Source organism: Longimicrobium sp. (genome assembly GCA_036389135.1).
GTDB lineage: Bacteria > Gemmatimonadota > Gemmatimonadetes > Longimicrobiales > Longimicrobiaceae > Longimicrobium.
The window spans coordinates 75,430-94,463 of the sequence record DASVQP010000027.1 but is presented as its reverse complement, the minus strand read 5'-3'; the positions used below and the strand labels follow the sequence as shown (position 1 = coordinate 94,463).

At 72.4% G+C, this 19,034-nt stretch carries 17 protein-coding genes and 1 riboswitch; of the genes, 11 read left to right on the top strand and 6 right to left on the bottom strand.

Annotation, left to right across the window (positions count from 1 at the left end; genetic code table 11):
- Nucleotides 1–5: 5 nt before the first annotated feature.
- Both VF584_05840 and VF584_05835 read right to left on the bottom strand, forming a co-directional pair.
- The gene (locus tag VF584_05840; protein HEX8209689.1) at nt 6–377 is read right to left on the bottom strand and encodes a HipA N-terminal domain-containing protein; all 372 of its coding nucleotides are present in this window, start codon (nt 375–377) and stop codon (nt 6–8) included.
- The gene (locus VF584_05835; protein ID HEX8209688.1) at nt 364–684 is read right to left on the bottom strand and encodes a helix-turn-helix transcriptional regulator; all 321 of its coding nucleotides are present in this window, start codon (nt 682–684) and stop codon (nt 364–366) included. Before VF584_05835 ends, VF584_05840 begins: the two co-directional genes overlap by 14 nt.
- A gap of 276 nt (nt 685–960) precedes the next feature.
- On the opposite strand from VF584_05835, the gene VF584_05830 reads away from it, so the two are divergent.
- Both VF584_05830 and VF584_05825 read left to right on the top strand, forming a co-directional pair.
- Nucleotides 961–3,405: a transglycosylase SLT domain-containing protein gene (locus VF584_05830; GenBank protein HEX8209687.1), complete on the top strand. Its 2,445-nt coding sequence runs from the start codon at nt 961–963 to the stop codon at nt 3,403–3,405.
- A 218-nt stretch (nt 3,406–3,623) separates the two neighbouring features.
- Nucleotides 3,624–4,394 (top strand): DUF5715 family protein, encoded by a 771-nt coding sequence (locus tag VF584_05825; GenBank protein ID HEX8209686.1) that lies wholly within the window; start codon nt 3,624–3,626, stop codon nt 4,392–4,394.
- A 300-nt stretch (nt 4,395–4,694) separates the two neighbouring features.
- On the opposite strand, the gene VF584_05820 is transcribed toward VF584_05825, so the two are convergent.
- The 4 genes from VF584_05820 to VF584_05805 form a co-directional block, all read right to left on the bottom strand.
- Complete coding sequence (locus VF584_05820; protein ID HEX8209685.1) at nt 4,695–5,300, bottom strand: NifU family protein; 606 nt, start codon at nt 5,298–5,300, stop codon at nt 4,695–4,697.
- A gap of 262 nt (nt 5,301–5,562) precedes the next feature.
- On the bottom strand, nt 5,563–6,207 hold the full coding sequence (locus VF584_05815; protein HEX8209684.1) for a hypothetical protein: 645 nt from the start codon (nt 6,205–6,207) through the stop codon (nt 5,563–5,565).
- Between the two features lie 89 nt (nt 6,208–6,296).
- Entirely contained in the window at nt 6,297–7,394 is a 1,098-nt protein-coding gene (locus tag VF584_05810; GenBank protein HEX8209683.1) for a glycogen-binding domain-containing protein, read from the bottom strand.
- Complete coding sequence (locus tag VF584_05805) at nt 7,391–8,026, bottom strand: glycogen-binding domain-containing protein (GenBank protein HEX8209682.1); 636 nt, start codon at nt 8,024–8,026, stop codon at nt 7,391–7,393. The genes VF584_05810 and VF584_05805 overlap by 4 nt, the downstream gene beginning before the upstream one ends.
- 305 nt (nt 8,027–8,331) lie before the next feature.
- Nucleotides 8,332–8,423, top strand: a riboswitch (cyclic di-GMP riboswitch).
- A 15-nt stretch (nt 8,424–8,438) separates the two neighbouring features.
- On the opposite strand from VF584_05805, the gene VF584_05800 reads away from it, so the two are divergent.
- From VF584_05800 to VF584_05760, 9 genes are all read left to right on the top strand, one after another.
- On the top strand, nt 8,439–9,479 hold the full coding sequence (locus tag VF584_05800; GenBank protein HEX8209681.1) for a glycosyl hydrolase: 1,041 nt from the start codon (nt 8,439–8,441) through the stop codon (nt 9,477–9,479).
- A 201-nt stretch (nt 9,480–9,680) separates the two neighbouring features.
- A complete protein-coding gene (locus VF584_05795) occupies nt 9,681–10,412 on the top strand; it encodes a D-Ala-D-Ala carboxypeptidase family metallohydrolase (GenBank protein HEX8209680.1) in 732 nt (243 codons plus the stop codon).
- 199 nt (nt 10,413–10,611) lie between these two features.
- Entirely contained in the window at nt 10,612–11,346 is a 735-nt protein-coding gene (locus VF584_05790; protein HEX8209679.1) for an FHA domain-containing protein, read from the top strand.
- A 3-nt stretch (nt 11,347–11,349) separates the two neighbouring features.
- On the top strand, nt 11,350–12,924 hold the full coding sequence (locus tag VF584_05785) for a penicillin-binding transpeptidase domain-containing protein (GenBank protein HEX8209678.1): 1,575 nt from the start codon (nt 11,350–11,352) through the stop codon (nt 12,922–12,924).
- Entirely contained in the window at nt 12,924–14,579 is a 1,656-nt protein-coding gene (locus VF584_05780; GenBank protein ID HEX8209677.1) for an FtsW/RodA/SpoVE family cell cycle protein, read from the top strand. The genes VF584_05785 and VF584_05780 overlap by 1 nt, the downstream gene beginning before the upstream one ends.
- A 26-nt stretch (nt 14,580–14,605) precedes the next feature.
- Complete coding sequence (locus VF584_05775; GenBank protein HEX8209676.1) at nt 14,606–15,721, top strand: protein phosphatase 2C domain-containing protein; 1,116 nt, start codon at nt 14,606–14,608, stop codon at nt 15,719–15,721.
- Complete coding sequence (locus VF584_05770; protein HEX8209675.1) at nt 15,718–16,791, top strand: FHA domain-containing protein; 1,074 nt, start codon at nt 15,718–15,720, stop codon at nt 16,789–16,791. Before VF584_05775 ends, VF584_05770 begins: the two co-directional genes overlap by 4 nt.
- A 117-nt stretch (nt 16,792–16,908) precedes the next feature.
- Nucleotides 16,909–18,693: a protein kinase gene (locus VF584_05765; protein HEX8209674.1), complete on the top strand. Its 1,785-nt coding sequence runs from the start codon at nt 16,909–16,911 to the stop codon at nt 18,691–18,693.
- Nucleotides 18,693–19,010: a hypothetical protein gene (locus VF584_05760; protein HEX8209673.1), complete on the top strand. Its 318-nt coding sequence runs from the start codon at nt 18,693–18,695 to the stop codon at nt 19,008–19,010. Before VF584_05765 ends, VF584_05760 begins: the two co-directional genes overlap by 1 nt.
- Nucleotides 19,011–19,034: the final 24 nt, after the last annotated feature.

Genomic DNA, 19,034 nt, shown 5'->3' with positions numbered 1-19,034 from the left:
CCTGTTCATCCTCCTCGGCAGCCGTGGGAGGATGGTAGGTGAGCGCGCCCATCCCGCGCGTCCCGATGTAGGCGAGGCGGTCGAGCGGAGTCAGCGCTCTGGGATCGAATCCGCGCTTCCCTGAACTCCCGGTCCATGAGCAGGAGTCCCCAGCCGTCCGGCAGGGAATCGTTGAACACTCCGAACACCGCGGCGAAGTCCCGTTCGGTGTGCTCCAACAGGTCGGCGCGCAGGGGCAGCTTGAAGGGCGAGATGAGGAGAGCGGAGCCGAGAAACCCCGCATCGTACTCGAAGTAGACGCGGCTCTCCTGTTCAGCCAGGGCGCCGACGACGATCTGCTCGTCTCCCCTGCCAAGGCGTACTTCAAGTCTTCGCATCGCGCCGCCTCCCCCGCTTGCGTGTCTGCCGCTCCGCCAGCTTCTCCAGTTCGGCCAGGGACCGCGCCGGGGGGCGGACGAAGAGGTGATCGAAGCCTGCGAGTGCATCCAGAACCACCGCCAGCCGCAGCAGACGCTCGAGCGAGATCTGCCCGGTTCGCTCGAACTGGCGGTAGGTCGCCAGAGCGAGCCCCGCGCGGTCCGCGGCTTCCTCCTGGGTCCAGCCGTGATCGAGGCGAAGCGCCTTTACGCGCCGCGCAAGCGCGAGGGCAATCTCCCGAGGGCTCTGAACGCTAAGTGGTATCATGCAAGCCGCTAAGCTGGTTTGGGACGTTCTTCTGCTACCATTATGTCACTTCGCAATAAATCAAGGAACTGCGCTGATGGCTGAATTCGTGAGTCACCCCTGAGCGCGCCCGGTATTCAGCGGCGGAACCCCAGTAGACAGCCGGGGTCTAACCCCCTCCACCACGCCGATCGAAACGGGTAACTCCCTGTCCCGAAACCACATCGGGAACGGTTCGTGCGCGGTGGATGGGGTTACGCCGGCGCCGCCGGACCCGCACACCTCGGCTTCCGCAGGATGCATTACACTCAGCGCACCCGACTCTCCGGATCGTTCAGCGCCGCGGCGGCCATCGCCGGGGTGGTGATGGGGCTGGCCATCGGCACGTCGTGGGGGGAGGAGAACGTCCGCCGCGAGCTGCGGGACCTGACGCTCGTCCCCTCGGCGTTCGACGTGGACCCGCTGCGGGGGCTGACGCGCGCCGAGATGCTGGCGGCGGTGACACTGGCGCGCTCCGCCCTCGCGGACGGGCGCCCGTGGGCCGCTTGGACGGGATTGCAGCCGCACGTCGCCAAGGGGTCGGATGCGCCGCCGGCGGTGGTGCTGCTGGCCGCGCGCGCCGCAGCGGGGTGGAACGGGTGGCCGGAGGTGCGCGAGCTTCTGCGCGGGCGCGAGTGGATGGCGCGCGAGGGCGGCGCCGAAGGGTTCTTATTGCTGGGCCGCGCCGAGGAGGCGGGAGGGAACTGGCCGCGCGCCGCCGACGCGTACCGCCGCTACGCCCGCGCCGCCGCGCCGGCCGAGCGCGGTGTGGCGTACGCGCGTCTGGGCCGCGTGCTCCTGCGCCAGGGGCGGAAGACGGAGGCGGGCGCCGCCTTCGCCCGCGCCGCGGAGGCACAGGGGAGCGCGGCGGACTGGTATCGCGCACTCGCCGTGGAGGCGGGGCACGCCGTCGCCGCCGCCGCGCCCGCCCCCGAGAGCAGTGCCGGCGCCGCCGCCCTGGTGCGCCAGGCCCATGCCGAGGCGAACGTGCTGGCGGGACGCGGCGCCATCGACGCGGCGGCGGAGCGGCTGGCGCGTGCGGCTGCAACGGCCGCGCAGTTCGATCCCACGGCCGCGGCGGGTCTGGAGATCGCGCGCGCCGGAGTGCTGGAGCGAGCGCGCAGAGGGGCGGAGGCACGTGAACCGTTGCGCCGCGCCGCCGCCGATGCGCGGGTGGAAGCCGCCATGCGCATCGATGCCGCGGCTACGCTGGGGCGCCTCGTGAACGGCCGCACGGTCGACGAAGAGCTCGCTCGCGCAGACGCCTACGAGGCCTACGGGCGGCCGGGGCTGGCGGCGAAGGCGCTCCGGGCCGCGCTGAAGGCGGGCGCGCCGGACGATCCGCTCCTCCGGCTGCGCACGGGGCGGCTACTGCTGGAAGCGGGCGATGCGGAGCCCGCCCGCGCCGCGCTGGTGGATGCGGCCGCGCGCGTGGGGCCGGAGCACGCCGCGGACGCGGAGCTCCTCGCCGCGCGCGCCCTGCTGCGCGCCGGAAAGAGCGACGACGGAATCGCCGCGCTGAAAAAGGTGGCGGAGCGCTTCCCCGGGACGGCGGCGGCGGCGGGGGCGTGGTTCTTCCTGGGCGATGCGTCGAGCACGCGCGAGCTGTCCATCGCCAACTACCGGCGCGGCGCGGCGGTGCGCGTGGGGCCGTTCGCGCGCGAGGCGCTCTACCGCGCGGGCGACCGCGCGCTCAAAAACCGCGACCCCGCGCTGGCCGCCGTCCTGTGGGAGGAGTACGCCACGCGCTACCCCACGGGCTCGGAGACGTCGGAGGTGGCGTACGCCGCCGGCGTGTATCACGAGCGCGCCGGCCGCGGCGACCGGGCCGCGGCGCTGTACCGCATCGCCCTCTCCGCCGATCCCGTATCGTACCACGCCGTACGCGCCGCCGACCGGCTGGGGACGGACGTTCTGGCCGACGCCCTGCGCGATCCGCTTCCGTGGACGGGGCTCGCTTCCGACCCGGCCGAGGCCGCCACGGCGCTGCGCCGGCTGGACGAGCTGGAGCGCGCCGGGCTGGACGGTCCCTGGAAGGAGGAGCTCGCCGCGCAGCTCCGCAGGCTGGAGCGCCGCCCAACCGCCACGCTGCTGGTGGCCGAAGGGGTGCGCGACCGGGGGCACGCGGTGGAAGGGATCAACATCGGGCGGAGGCTGCTGGCCGAGCGCGGCGGGCGGTGGGATGCGCGGCTGCTGCGCGTGGTCTTCCCCTTCCCGTACCGCGCCGCGATGGCGGACGCCGCCGAGCGCGCCAGGGTGGACCCGTACCTGCTGGCCGCGCTGGTGCGCCAGGAATCATCCTTTGACCCGCGGGCGAGCTCGCGGGTTGGCGCCACCGGGCTGGGGCAGATCATGCCGGTAACGGGGAAGTGGCTGGCCCGCTCGGCGGGGGTGAAGGAGTTCGAGGAGCGCCTGCTGACCGTGCCCGAGATCAACGCGCGGATGTCGGCGACCTACCTGCGCGACCAGCTTCGCCACTACCGCGGGAAGCGCGACCTGGCGCTCGCCGCCTACAACGCCGGCCCGCGCAACGCGGATCGCTGGAAGAGCGAGCTGGGGTACGGGCGCGACGTGGACGCCTTCCGCGACCGGATTCCCTTTCCGGAGACGCGCGAGTACGTGAAGGTGGTGCTTCGGAACGCGGCCGTGTACCGCAGGCTGTACGGCGGGGAGCGCGATCCAGGCCTCGTTTCAGGCGACTGACGGCAATTTCACACAGAGACACAGAGAGGTCCGGCAAGAACAGAGAAGGGTTTCTCTGTGGCTCCGCGTCTCCGTGTGAGGCATCTGTATAGATGACGTTGGGATCTCTCGAGGCGAAAGTGGGGTAAAGTGTTGCCAGGAGCGGCTGTGCGATGTAGAGTTGTTGGCGGCGCGCACCGTCCGCGCTGATTCCTTCCCCGTCCGTCCCCCGCAAGCCCATGCAATCCCGATCCATTCTCGCTGCGCTGGCCCTTGCCGGCGGGCTCGGCGTACTCGCCCCCGAGGCGGGTGAAGCCCAGACGCTGCGCGGCTCCCCGTCCAGTGTGGAGCGCATGTACAGGCAGGCGCGCAGCCATGCGCTTCCCTTCTACCGCACTCCGCGCGGTGTGCGCGCGGCCGCGGCGGATGGGGAGCTGGTGCGCCTCAGCGGGAACTCGAACTACCGCGTGGCCGGCGTCACCTACCCGTACGCGCTCGCCACCACGCGCACATTCGTGCAGCGGCTGGCGGAGCAGTACCGCGACGTGTGCGGCGAGAAGCTGGTGATCACCAGCGCGATGCGGCCGTCGTCGTTCCGCCTCTTCAACTCGGTGGACAAGTCGGTGCACCCCGCGGGGATGGCGATCGACATCCGCATCCCGCCGCGCTCGCGGTGCCGGACGTGGCTGCGGCAGCGGCTCCTGTACCTCGAGTCGCAGGGCGTGGCCGAGGCGACCGAGGAGCGCCGGCCCCCGCACTTCCACGTCGCCGTCTTCCCCGCCCCGTACCGGCGCTACATCGGCGGCGAGTCGAAGCCCGCGGCGAGCAAGGCGCCGGCGCGGTCGGAGCGCCCCGCCGCCGCCCGCGCCACCTACCGCGTGCGCAACGGCGACTCGCTCTGGTCGATCGCCCGGCGCCACGGCACGAGCGTGGAGCGCCTGCGCGCGGCCAACGACCTCAGCGGCACCCGCGTGAAGCCCGGCCAAACGCTCGCCATCCCCACCCGCTGAACCCCGGGTTGGGCAGAAAAACGCCGCGCGACGGAATCCGTCGCGCGGCTTTTTCCTGTCATCCTGAGAGAGCCGCCCCATCGACCTCCGCCACACTCTCCGACCTCCTGCGGCGACCCAAGGATCTAGCCGGCGAGCCGAGGGGTGTGCCTGTCACGCCGGCCTCTCGGCACACAGAGTAGATCCTTCGCTCCGCGCCAGGCCGTGGAGCACGGGCCGGGACGGAGAGGCGCGTCACTCAGGATGACAGAATGCCGGCCTCCCCATTCCCCATTCCCCATTCCCCATTCCCCATTCCCCTCAAAAGTACGGATTCGCCCCCGCCGTATGGTCCGTCAGGTCCACGATCTCGCGGATCTCCGGGACCTCTTCGCGGACCATGCGCTCGACGCCCTGGCGGAGGGTCGCGGCGGACGCGGCGCATCCCTGGCAGCCGCCGCTCATCCGCACGTAGAGGACGTCGTCAGCGAGGTCGACCATCTCCACGGCGCCGCCGTGCGAGGCGATGCGGGGGTTGATGGACTCCTCCAGGACGCGCTGGATCCGCTCCGCCAGGGGGCTGTCCGCCCAGGCGCTGGAATCCGAGACCACCGGCTCGGGGCGGCGCTTCGACTCCGGCGTCTCCACGGTGAAGCCGTCCTCGTCGCTCCACCGGATGGTGGCGCCGCCGAGCAGGGTGGAGGTGTCCAGGTTCAGCAGGACGCGGATGCCATCGAGGTTGATGGCGATCTCCGTGCGCTCCTTGTCCTCGCGCTCCACGAGGGTGATCTCGTACGGGCGGTCCAGAGGGCTGCGCGGGGCGTCCGCGCCGCGCGCGAGGGCGATGCGGAGCGCGGGATCGCGCACCACTTCGGCATCGACGAGGGACTGGACCTTGGCACGCGCGTTATCCGTCAACTGAATCATCAGTGTGCTTCCTCAGCGGGGTGGGATCGTCACGGGTGGATACCCCCCGCACACATCCCGGTTCGATTACGCCCCAAGGTAGCGGGTGTGGAGTGCCAAGTCGAATGTGCATCACACAGGGAACGCGGAGGGATACAGAAAGCCGCGAAGAAACCTCGATGTTCTTTCAGTTGCCTCTGTGTCTCTGTGTGAGGCCGCCGTAAAAAGACGCGCCGCCCCCATGCCAGGGGCGGCGCGCCGAATTCCGGAAACCTGAAAGAGCTCAGCTCTTGACGTTCTCCCTGCCACGACCGCGCCCGCGGCCTTCACCGGGGGCGGGGACGGATGCGGGAGGACCCGCGTCGCCGCGCTTGCCGCGCTCGCCGGGATTCGCGTTGGGCGCGCGGCCGCTGGCGGGCTCCTGCTGGCCCGACCGCGCCGCGGCTGCCTCGCCGGGAAGCTCGCGCAGGGCATCGGGGCCGCGGCTCATGGCGGCCCTCACCCGCGCCAGCGCCCGCTCGCTCGCCTCGCCGGCACGCACCAGCTGGCTGAGCACGGCGATGGCCATCGCCCGCTGCGGCGCGGGAGCCTGCGCGGAGAGCGTGTTCAGCACCTCCGGCGTGACGCCGGCCTCCAGCGCGTCGGCGCCCATCGACAGGTCCGTGGGCGCCACGCCGCGCGCGCCCATCGCCTGCCGCGCACGCGCCAGCAGCTCCAGGCGGTGCTCCACGGCGCCCGCGATGCGAGCCTCGGGGATCCCCTTGGCACGCCCCTCCACGACCTTGCTGTCCAGCAGCGCCACCGGAATCTGCAGCTCGGCGGCGCGGCGGCGGGCGGCTTCGATCCTCTGCTCCGGCCCCGGCTGCGCCACGGCCCCCGCGGGGGCGAGGAGCGTCAGCAGCAGCGTGGCGAGGAAAACTTGTTTCATCTCCTGCGACTCCCAGGTGCTTGAGAATTACCGTAACACAGGTCTGACGACCTATGTGTGTGCTACGTCACAAACGGACGCGGTCTGCATCAACCCACCACCAGCACGGCCGAGCTCCCCCCCATCCCGTCGCTCACCAGCGGCAGCCCCGGCGGCACCAGAAAGGTTCCATCCGCCTTGCGGAAGCCGTAATGATGGACGCCGCGTGGGATGCGCACGGTGACGATCCAGAACTTCCCGTCGGCGGCCATGGGGACGGGCTGCCAGCCGGTGAAGTCGCCGAGCACGGCGGGAGCGAGGGTGTCGCCCTCCGCGCGGGGGAGGCGAAAGGTGACGCCGTCGCCACCCACCACCGGGAGCGGCGCGGCGGGCCGGGCAGAGGCGGGACGCCGGCCGAAGCCGCGCCGCACGCTCAAGCTCCAGCTCCGCCGCGGGATGCTGCTGTATAGCGGGTCCGCCGGCTCCTGTCGAAAGGCGCCCGACAGCTCGGTGCGCCCCGCCAGCCGCAGGCTCGCGCCGATGCCGGCCGCGGTGGGGGGCTTCGGGTAGTCCGGGTCCAGCCACGCGCCCGCGTACGCCCACGCGCCGCCCCACTCGCGCTCCACCTGCGCCCCGCCGCCCGCGTAGGGAAGCTGCCGCCCATCGCCGTGCAGGTAGCGCGCGCCGGCCGAGAGCTCCACCCCCTGGGACGGAGTCCACGCCACGCCCGCGTGGGTGTCCAGGAAGCCGCGCCGCTCGCTGTACAGCCCAGAGAAGCCGTCGGCCACGCCCACGAAGCCGGCCGAAAGCTGGGCGCGAACCGGTCCGTGCTGCACGATGGCGGTGGGGAGCACTTCCACGGTGCCGCCGCCGCCCGTGGGCGCCACGTCCGCATCGACGTAGCCGTAGGCGTGCCCGGCCACGGTTGCGCCCAGGGTGAGCCCCCGGCGCCGCGACACGCCCAGGAAGCCGCCCAGCCCCGTGGCCGCCCATCCGGGCCCCGCGCCGTCCAGCGCGGCACCGGCGGAGGCATACAGCCAGCGGTGCGGCGTGTCGTAGCGCAGCGCCAGAGAGGCCGAGGTGCTGCTCACCCGGGCCGCGACGGGGTCGTACGCGGCACGCCCCACCGTCGCCTCGGCGCTCCACCCCTGTGACGCGAGCGGGGTGGCGAGCACGCAGGCCGCGAGGGCCGGCAGCGCCCGTCTCAAGAGCTCTGGACGACCGGCGGGAGGGAGATCCGGCTGTTCGTGCCGCCGAAGGAGTCGTCCACCTGCGGGGCGTGCGGATCCGCCACCCAGCGCTGTCCATCGACCACGAAGGCGTAGTCGTGCACGCCCGGGTGCAGCGGCACCACGGCGGACCACTCGCCCGGCTTCGTCTGGCGGAGCTGCACGGCGGGCTGCCACCCCGTGAAGGTGCCGGCCAGCGCCACCTGCCGCGCCCCGTTCGCCTCCAGCCGGAACTGGACGTACACCGGCGGCGCGGCGGCGGCCAGCGCGGCGGGCGCCTCTTCCACGCCCGGCGCATCCGGAAGGATGGCGACGGCGGTGACGGCGGCGAGCGCCCCCGCCAGCCCGTAGGCGGGGCGGAAGACGAGACGCACCGGGCGCGGCTGCCAGAGCCATCCCAGCGCGCGCTCCACGAGCCCGGGCCGGCGCGGCGCGTGCCCGGGGAGCGCCGCCATCACGCGCCCGGCCAGCTCCGGCGCCGCGACGGCGCGCAGGTGCTGCGAGGCCGCGCCGAGGATGCGCTCCATCTCGGCGAGACGGGCGCGTTCGGCGGGCGAAAGGTCCTCGGCGGGGATTTCGCCGTCGAGGCAGGCGTGGATGCGGTTGCTCATGGGATGCTTCTGGTGCTGGCGGGGCCGTACCTTCGCCGGATAGACGCGCTCCGTGCCCCGCCGGTCACTTCGGATCTCGCCGGGAGATCCCCTGCTAATACATACCCGTTGGCGCGCTCCGGGTTCACGGGCCTGTGCACGCATGCATCGGGCCCGCGGTACGGGCCGACGACCTCCGAATCGTGTTCGTCTGCTCCGCCCATCCGTAGCAGCTTGCGACTTGACTAACCGGTTGAGTTCGCACATAGTTACGTTGCGCACGGAAACCCACTCCACCGTGCCTGCGCGGCCTCCCGGCCGGGCACCTCCGACAACGGCAAACCCGTTCGAAAGACGGGGACGCAAAGCTTCGAGGCTAACGCGGGTTCCCACCCGCCACGCCTGTCGAGCTGCCGAAGAGGAAGCAAATCCCATGCATCTCCGCACCCGTGCGGCCGCTCTGGCCGTTCTCTCCATCATTGCATTCCCGCGCCTCGCGCGCGCCGCGGACGACGCGACCAGCGGCCTGTTCAACCGGCCGTTCTACATCGGCGCGTACCTGGGCGAAGCGGACAGCCGCACCGAGCGCGTAGAGTCCGGCATCGGCCGCTTCGCGCAGATGGTGGGGAAGCGTCCGGCGCTCGTGAAGACCTTCCACAACATGGACGTCGACTTCTCCGGCGGCGGCTGGGCGGGGCAGCTCGTGCGCCGCACCTCGGCGGCGGGCTCCACGCCGTACCTGGCGCTCGACCTGCGCTTCGCCGGCGCGCCGCGGCACGGGCTGCTGGACGCCATCAACTCCGGCCGGGCGGATGCGCAGCTGGTGCGCATGGCGCGCGGGCTGGCGGGGGTGCGCGGCACGGTGATGGTCTCGCCGGGGTGGGAGATGAATGGACGCTGGGACTTCGCCTGGCAGGGCGTCTACAACGGCAACCAGGCCGCGCCGGCCAAGTACGCCGCCGCCTTCCGCCGCATGGTGACGATCTTCCGCCGCGAAGGTGCGCGCAACGTGAAGTGGGTGTTCAGCCCCAACGTGGGGAACCCGCTGGCGCTGGGTTCGGTGGGGCCGAGCCACTGGAACTGGTACGGCCACTACTACCCGGGCGACGCGTACGTGGACTACCTGGGGCCGCACGGCTACAACGGGCCCAGCGTGTGGGGCGGCGCGTACCAGACGTTCGCCACGGTGTTCACCGGCCGCGACTCGGACAACATCCTCACGGACCTGGAGCGCCGCTTTCCGCGCAAGCCGATCATCATCGGGGAGTTCGCCACGCAGGAGGCGCGCGGATACGACAAGGGCGCGTGGATCAGGGAAGCGTTCGCCACGCTGCGCCGCCACCCGAACGTGGTGGGGGCCATCTGGTTCCACACCCGCAAGGAAGCCGACTGGAGGATCGACTCCAGCCGCTCCTCGCTGGACGCCTTCCGCACCGTCATGCGCGACCCGAACGTGCGTACGTCGTTCCGCTAAGGCATTGAACGTAGACCGAAACATAGAACGGCCCCAGGCACTACGCCGGGGCCGTTCTTTCGTCGTGGAGCATCCCGAAACCGAAATTCTTGACCGGGGCCCCCCTGCTGCCTAATCGTGTGTAGAGACACTTTTTCCGGTCGATCCGCTCCACCCCTTCGGAATCGGCGGCACTGCCCCACCTGAACCTCGGAGATCCGGATGGACACTTTCAACGCGACTCCTGGCCCCACAGGCGAAGGTGCGCTCGACGAGATCCTCGAGCGGCTGGTCCGGATAGAACGGCTCCTCATGGCCGAGCGGCTCGAGCAGCTCGAGGGCCGCGAAGGCACCGAGGGGGAAGAAGAGGACGGTTCCGAGGGGAACGCCGCGTCGGCCGGGATGCTCAAGGAGGCGCTGAGCTCCGCGGCGGCAACCATTGGGGGGCCGTTCCTGGAGTCGCTCACGACCGCGACGGCTCCGGCTGCTTCCGCCGGGGTCCTGGAGACGTTCATCGACGGTCTCGGGTTCCAGCACTTCCGGGGCAGCGAGTTCACGCCGTACTGGAGCCGAGTCCGCAACGGGGTGAAGAACTCCGTCCCCCCCAAGGAGCTGTGGGACAACATCGTGGAGACGCTGGCGGTGCTGGATGCCTTCCGTGCGCAACTAGGCAAGCCCGTCTCGCTGCTCAGCACCTATCGGTCGCCGCAGTACAACGCCGCTGTCGGGGGTGCATCGAAGTCGATGCACAAGGCCTTTCGGGCCGTCGACTTCACCTGCTCCTCCGGAAGGCCAAAGGAGTGGGCGGCGCTCCTCAAGAGCTTCCGGGGCCGGCAGTTCCAGAACCCGCACACGGGAAAGACCTTCACCTTTCGGGGGGGCGTCGGCATCTACGTCGCCAGCAACTTCGTTCATCTGGACACCCGGGGTGTGGACGTGGACTGGAGCGGTTGAAGTACCGCCCCATACAAAGCGGCGAAGACGGAGGCACGGGAGACGACTGAGTCCCCGTGCCTCCGCCCTTTTGGAAGCCCCGCTGTCGTCCGCGTGAACCCCGGAACCACCGGGTTCGGGTGCGCGCTCGCTCTTCCCAACCCCCCGGCCCGGACATTGCGAGCGCCCGGGTGGCTGAAACCCGACCTCGGACCCGTCCATGCTCAACGCTTTCAGAAAGATCCTCCGCCCCACCCTCCGGCAGCAGCTGGAGGATGGCGTGCGCGAAGCCCTCAGGCGCTACGCGGACCGCCGCACCGCGCCCGACCTGCGCGTGTACGTGTCCACCGACCTGGTGCCCGCGGGGATGGGCGAGGCGATGTGGGCCCGCGACGAGGCCGACCACCTGCGCCGCTTCTCCGCCCAGTGGGCGCAGGACAACGGCATCGCGCGCGCCGGGCTCCGTGTGGAGCTGGTGCTGCTGGACACCAAGCGCGAGTTCGCCTTCGTGAAGCCGCTGGGTCTGGAGCAGCCCAAGGAGGAGCCGCCTCCTCCACGCCCCGCCGCACCCCGCGGGCCGGACCGGGCCATGGTCCCCGCCACCGCCGCGCAGCCGTTCGGCGCGCCGCAGCCGGCGTACGGAGGAGGCGGCGGAAGCGGGGCCGTGCTGCAGGTGGTGGCGTCCGAGACGGTGCGCGACCCGATCCCCCTGCAGGGCGAGGTGGTGGTGGGGCGCAAGGCGGAGGCGGGGGTGTTCGCCCTCGGCGACCGCTACATGAGCGGCCGCCACGCCCGCTTCGCCGTGCGCGGCGGGCAGGTGACCGTTACGGACCTGGACTCCAAGAACCGCACCTTTGTGAACGACACTCCCCTGCCGCCTCACCAGGAGCATCCGTTGAATCCGGGAGACACCATCCGCATGGGGAACACGGTGCTCCGCCTGGCGCAGGGCTGAGCCATGCTGGACACCATCCTGAACCTGGGGCTGCGCGCCCTCTACCTCCTCTTCGGCGTGGGCGCCTTCGTGGCGATCCTGCGCTGGAGCTACACGGCGGTGCGCGAGAAGCGGGAGCGGTGGGCCGTTTTCCTCGCCTTCGGCATGCTGCTGCTGGCGGGGGTGTACACGGCCGGCCACGCGCTCATCCTGGCGAACCGCGAGCAGATCGAGGAGGGGCGCGAGCGCTACTCCCGCTTCGGCGACCCGCGCGCGTCGGAGATGAACCGCGGTGACCTGAAGGGGTGGATCCTGGACTGCACCGGCAAGGACGCCAACGCGCTGGCCCGCTACGGGATGCGCGACGGCGAGGTGCAGCGCGTCTATCCGCTGGGCGAGGCGGGCGCCAACCTGCTGGGCGGCGGCGAGGACGCGGACAAGCGCGACTACACCATCGAGCGCCTCTTCGCCGAGCGGCTGCGGGCGCCCAAGAACTTCCGCGAGCGCACGGAGCTGCACGCGGCCGGCGAGGACATGCAGCTCACCCTGTGCGCCGACGCCACGCGCCAGGCGTACGGGCTGCTGAAGCAGTCGGGGTTCCCGGGGGTGGTGGTGATGCAGGACGTGAAGACCGGCGCCGTGGTCGCGTACACCTCCACCGGGACGGCCGAGCAGGCGCCGCTGGGGATCAAGCGCTACACGCTCCCGGGCTCCGTCTTCAAGCTGGCCCTTTCCGCGCTCTGGTGGGACGCCGGGATGGGCGACCGGTACATGGCGTGCCCCGCGTTCATCCAGGTGGGAAACCGCAAGGTCCGCAACTTCGAGAGCCACGAGTACCCGCCCATCGAGATCCCGCGCAAGATGCTCGTGGTCTCGTGCAACACGCAGGCGATCGCGATGGCGTTCCAGATGAGGCAGCAGCTGGGAGAGGAGGCGTTCGCGGACGCCTACCGCCGCTTCGGCTTCATCCCGTACTCGGGCGACGCGCCGGAGGAGGCGCCGGGGCAGTTCTGGAACAGCGCGTCGGAGCGCTGGACGAAGCGCATGACGCCGCCGCCCAACCGCGTCCTCTTTCGCAAGAAGTTCAACCCGTTCGACTGGGCGCAGATGGCGATCGGGCAGGGGCCGGTGGACGTGACGCCGATCGCCGTGTCGCGCTTCATCCAGGCGATCGGCAACAACGGCGTGATGCTGCAGCCCACCATCGAGCAGGACCGCCTGAACGACGTTCCCGAGGGCGCGGCGGTGATGAAGCCCGCCACCTCCATGAAGCTGCAGCGCGCGATGCTCCAGGTGGTGGACAGCGGCACCGCGGTGAGCGTGAAGGCGGCCATGGACCGCCTCACCTGGGACCTGGGGGGGAAGACGGGGACGGTGGACATCCGCCGCGGACAGCGGCCGGACGGGTGGTTCGCCGGGCTGATGCACGGGCCTGACGGGCGAGCGCGATACACCATCGTCGTGTACCTGCAGCAGGCCGGGCAGGGCGGGCGCGCGCCGGCCGGGGTCGCCGCCGCCATGACGAGCTGGATGGCGACGCGCGAGGACGGCCAGGGAGCCATCCGGCAGCCGCGCATGGCCGCGCGCGGGAGGGACTGATGGCGCTCAGGGATCTCTTCCGCCGCTCCTCCAGCCCGCAGCCGCGCGGGCCCATCGGCGTGGCGGTACAGCTCAAGTCGCACAACATCCCCTCCGCCGAGCGGAGCGGGCGGCTGATTCCGGGGCTCCTCTGGTGGGGGCTGGTGGTGGGCGTGGTGTTCTACGTGCTGGCGCACATCTCCATCGCCATGGACGTGTGGCCTGCGCACGGCACCTCGGTGGGGGCCGGGGCCACCTTTGTGCGCGACATGGTGGGGCTGGTGGCGTGGCTCCTCCTCCTCGTCGTGCTGCGCAGGATCGGCTACCGGGGAAGCTGGCCGGTGGTGGTGCTCCCCGTGCTGATCTTCTGCATGGTGCGCCCCTCCATCTTCCAGACCTTCACCGATCCGGCGTACCAGGCGCCGGCGGGGCGCAAGGCGGAGGCGAACGACCTCAAGGCCACCCGCAGCCGCCTCTCCACCATCGAGCGGGCGTACAGCGAAGAGCGCAAGGCGGCCGTCTTCCAGGGCCCGGCGCCGCCGCTCCCCGACCCGTTCACGCAGGCGATGAAGGGGCAGGCGCGCGGCGCGCTGATCCCGCGGCTCCTTACGTACGCACCCGTCTTCCTGGCGCCGCTGGCGCTGCTGGCGGGGTTCCTGATGTCGCGGCGGGGGTGGCTGCTGCGCTGGTTCCGCGACCGGCGATTGTGGATCTTCGCTCCGGCGATGGTCCTCTTCTTCGGGCTGGCCTTCGCGCCGGGCGCGCGCAGCACGGGCAAGGTGTTCGGCACCACGCCGTGGGAGTTGCTGCTGCCGCTCTTCATAGGCGTGTGGGCGGCCACGGTGGCGGACGACGCGTACAACCTGGGGCAGATCGGGCAGGCGTTCCGGCCCCAGCGCGTGGGGCGGCTGCTGCTGTTCGGCGCCATCCCGCTCATCCCCTTCCTGCTGATCCACGAGCTGGGCCTGTCCGTGGTGACGGCGGGGAGCATGGCGGCGATGCTGCTGGTGGGCACGCGGCGCGGGTGGTGGGCGGGGCTGATGCTGGGCGTGTGGGCGCTGCTGGTGTTCGCGGCGTTCAGCACGGACCCGCGCTCCATCCAGCGCCTGAACCTGGCGTACCAGCCGTACCAGGACCTGGAGTCGCTCCCCGCGCAGCAGGCGCAGCGGTGGGGCGAGCGCGCCAACTTCCAGATCAAGCTGTTCGACGCCAACATCCTGGAAGGCGGCCTGCTGGGCGAGGGCGCCGGTCGCGGCCACCCTGAGACGGCGCCCAACGCGGCCGACGACGGCTACATCACCACCATCGCGGCGCACTGGGGGCTGGCGGGGTCGGTGGCGCTGGTGCTCGTCTACACGTATTTCATCATGCAGATGCTGGGGGTGGCCGTCCGCGAGCCCGGGGCGTTCGAGCGCACGCTGGCCACGGGGCTGGCGCTGCTCATCGGCATCCCCTTCTGGCTGGCCACGCTGGGCGGGGTGCGGGTGATCCCGCTTACCGGCGTGGTGGCGGCCTTTGCGGCGCACGGCGGCTCCAAGCTGCTGGCGGCGTCCATCAGCGTGGGGATCATCGCGGGTCTCAGCCACCGCCGAACCGAGGAGGAGCGCCTGGAGCACGCACTCGCCACCCCCATGGAGAGCGGCGAGACCGCCGCGACGGGGGTCCGCATCGTATGAGCGCCCACGCCACAGGACTCGTGAAGATGCACGGCCTCGTCTTCGACGTGGCCGGCATCAGCGCGCAGGGCCCGCGCACCGAGAACCAGGACGCCTTTTCCGTGGACGCCTTCGCCGGCAGCGGGCTGGTGGCGGTGGCGGACGGGATGGGCGGCGAGCGCGCCGGGCGGATGGCGGCCGACACGGCGCTGCAGGCCATCACCGGCCGCGGGCCCATCCACTCGCTGGACGCCGCCCGCTACGCCGTGCGCGCCGCCGACGAAGCGGTCGCCCGCGCCGCGCAGGAGGCGCCGGACGACCGCGCGGGAATGGGTTGCGCCATCGCCATCGCCTCGCTCACGCGCGACCGCAGCCACGGGCTGGGATGGGTGTGCGCCAACGCGGGCGACGTGCGCCTGATCTCGCGCTCGCCGGACGGCACGGTGCGGCTGGAGACGCGCGACCACACCCCCGCGTACGCGCGCTGGGAGGCGGGGGAGATCGCGCTGGACGAGATCCCGGACTCGCCGGGCGCCAACAAGCTGCAGCGCGCCGTGGGCCGCGGCGCCGAGGCGGACGCCACCTGGGTTCCCGTGCGGGCGGGGTGGACGTACCTCCTCGTCTCCGACGGCATCACCAAGGCGATGCGCCTGGACGAGCTGGGCGAGGCGATGGTGGTGGGCGACGCCTCCACGGCGTGCGAGGCGATCGCGCGCAAGGTGGAGGAGCGCGGCCCGGACGACAACTACACCGCCGTCGCCGTGCGCGTGCTGCCGGACGGCGGCGCGGTGGACGACTCGCTGACCCAGGAAAGCCCGCGCCCCGCGGCGACCGCGCGCGGACCCTTCAACCCGCCGGACTCCGTGACCCGAACCCGCAACTCGCCGCTGGCGGGGATCGCCCTGGTGCTGGCGCTGGTGGCGCTGGCCCTGGGCGCCTACGCGCTGATGACCGCGATGAGCGCCCGCAAGACCGCCGACGACAGCATCCAGCGCGTGCAGACCCTCAGCCAGCAGAACGCCGCGCCGCCGGTCACCGTCCCGGCCGACTCGCTCGGCGCCGCCGATTCAGCGGGGGCGCCCGTGACCCCGGCCGTGCAGACCCCGAACGTGCAAGCTCCGGCGCCGGCCGGTCCGCCCGCGCCCGCCAACAGCCGCCCATGACCGACGCCACATCGCACTCCCCGGTTCCGCACGAAGAGCCGCTCCTCGACCAGCTCCTCCGCGAGGCGGTGCCCGAGATCAAGCTGGCGCTGGGCGACCTGATCGACCGCGACAACGCGCGCTCCCTGCCGGACCGCTACGCCCGCCTGCTGCCGGAGACGGTGCTGGTGGTGACGCTGCGCCCGGATGCCGCGCACTCGCTGAGCCCCGTGGCCGAGCAGCTGGAGGGGGAGCTGACCGACTCGTGCATGCGCCATGGCTCGCTGTACGACCGCCCGTACCGCGTGCGGCTGCACGAGGCAGGCGACCCCGGCGCGCCGCTCTTCCGCATCTCCAAGGAGGCCCCCGGCGGCCCCGCGGACCGTCCGGGCCTCACGGAGAGCGGCGCCACGCCGCCACCCGCCGCCTCGCTGGGCACCGTCGCCGCCGCGCCGTTCGCCCCGCCCGTGGCCCCCATCGAGGCGCGCGGCGAGACGATCGCCGTGCCCCCGCCGCGCACCGTCGCACCGCCGCCCGCGCCGAAACCCGCGCCGGCCCCGGCTCCGGCCCCCGCGCCCGTGTTCGACGACCCGGATGCCACGCGGATGGAGGGGATCGCCCCCGCCGCCAGGGACGCGCCGGGGTGGGACGCGACGAAGTGGGAGCTGGTGGTGGAGGACGCGGACGGCGCCGACGCCGAGCGCTTCCCGGTCACCGCCGCCGAGGTGACGGTGGGGCGCCACACGGACAATCCGCAGCTCCAGAGCGACCTGATGCTGAGCGGGGCGCCGCAGGTGAGCCGCCGCCACCTGGTGCTGCGCTGGGCGCCGCGCGACGGCGCACCGGGGTTCCAGGTGGCCAACCTTGGGCTGAACGCACTGCACGTGGAGGACGCCGAGATCGCGGGCGCCAACCTCAAGGGCCCGTACCGCCTGGAGGATGTGCCGGAGCGCCACACGCGCTGGGTGCCGGCCGACGCGCGGATGCGGATCGGCGAGAACGGCCCCATCCTGCGGGTGCGCGCCGCGGCCGTGGCCGCTCCCGACGGCGACGCCGGGCCGGAGGATCCGGAGGCGACGCGGTTCGGATGAGGAACAGCGGGGAATGGGGACTGGGGAATGGGGAATAGGTGAGGCAGCGGCGAAAGCGTCGTTCAAACTATTCCCTATTCCCTATTCCCTGATCCCTATCATCGAGCTCAGGCATACATGTCAGGCATAGAAGCACTCCTCCGCGGCCGCACCCTCGCCGACCGCTACCGGATCGAGGACGTGATCGGGCGCGGCGGGATGGGCGCCGTGTACAGGTCGACCGACGAGCGGCTGGGGCGCGCGGTGGCCGTCAAGGTCATCACCGCGTCGGCGGGGAGCGACGAGGCCGCCCGCGAGCGGATGCGCGCCCGCTTCCGCCACGAGGCCGCCTCCGCCGCGCGCCTTCCGCACCACCCCAACGTGGTGCCGGTGTACGACTACGGCACCGATCCCACGCTGGGTATGGACTTCATCGTGATGGAGCTGCTGCGCGGCGAGGACCTCGCGTCGCGGCTCGCCCGCACGGGTCCGCCCCCGATGGGTGTGTCGCTGCGCATCCTGCGCGAGGCGTCGCGCGGGGTGGCGGTGGGGCACCGCGCGGGGCTCATCCACCGCGACGTGAAGCCGGGCAACGTCTTCCTGGCGCAGGGCGACGACGCGCGCGAGCTGCAGGTGAGGGTGCTCGACTTCGGCATCGCCAAGGCCGTTACCGAGGAGGAGGACACCTCCAGCGGCCTCACGCAGGACGGGCGGGCGCCGCTCTCCCCCGCGTACGCCTCGCCCGAGCAGCTTCGCGGCGAGGCGCGGCTGACCCCGGCGTCGGACGTGTTCAGCCTGGGCGCGCTCGCCTTCCAGCTCCTCGCCGGCCAGCGGCCCTTCAGCGACGCTGACCGCAACCGCATGTCGGTGGGGATGGAGGTGCCGATCCCCTCGCTCCGCGCGCGCAACCCGGCCGTCCCCGGAGAGGTGGAGGGGCTGGTGCAGCGCGCCCTGGCGCACGAGCCCGCGGCGCGCTTCGAGAACGCGGGCGCCTTCGCCGACGCCCTGGACGCCGTGATCCGCCGCCTGCCGGAAGAGACCGCCGCCGCGCGCGTCCCCGCCGGCGCGGTGGTCACGCCGCCGGCGCCGGACCGCGTGTACGGCGACGACCGCACCGTCCTGGCCGGTGCGGGAGACGAGGACCGCACCGTGCTCGCGCCGCCGATGCATCCCGCGGCCGGGCCGCCGCCGCCCTACACGCCGCCGCAGCCGTACGCGCCGCAGCCCATGCGCCCGCCGCAGCCGGTGATCCCGCCGCGCCGCATGGTGGAGCCGGAGCGGAGCGGAGCGGGGAAGGCGTTCGCGGTCGGCGCGGTGGTAGTGGCGCTGGGCGGCGGCGTCTTCGCCTACCAGCAGATGAACCGGGACGAATCCGGCGAGCCCCCGCTCTCCACCCTCTCGGACTCCGCCCGGGCGGACAGCGCGGGCACGGACTCGATGGACTCCACCGACGCGCTGGCGCTGAGCATGGAGGGGCGCCGCGCGCTGCAGGCGCAGAACTTCGGCGCCGCCGCCGACTTCTTTCGCCGCGCCTCCGAGGCCGATCCCAACAACGCCGGCTACCGCGACGGGTACGCCTTTGCGCTGCTGAACCTGGGGCGCGCCGAGGAGGCGGAGCGGGTGCTGGTGGAGGCGATCCGCATCAACCCGCAGTACGACCTGCTGCACAGCCACATGGCCGACGCCCTCCTGGCGCGCGGCGACACGACGGGCGCGGTGCAGTCGCTGGAGCGCTTCATCCAGCTCACCCCCGACCGCCCCGCGCAGACTCAGGCGCAGCAGCGGCTCCAGGCACTGACGCAGGCGCTGCAGGCGACCCCGCCGCCGCCGCAGACCTTCGACAGCACCACCGTCCCGGCCCCCACCCCGGCGCCGCCGGACACGAGCACCGCCCCGCGCGACACCATCCGCATGCAGGGCTGATGGCGGAGTGGCGGGTGACGGTGCGCGGCGACGGCCGGGTGGCGCTCCCCGCCTACGGCATGGCGGACGCGGAGCACCAGGTGGAGAAGGAGCTGGAGGAGGCCTGGCCCGGCTGCGCGGCGGACGTACTGGAGGTCGCCCGCACGGACGACCGCGCGCGCATCGTAGAGGAGTTCTCTGTCCGCTACCGCGTGCGCGGCACCGTCACGCACGCCGCCGACACAGAGGCGGAGGCGCGCACCGCCGCCCTGCGCGGCCTGCGCGCGCGCTTCGCCGGGACGCGCTACGCGGGCGTGGCGTGGGAGGTGGTGCCGTAGGGGCCGCGGGCCCCCGCCCCCGCT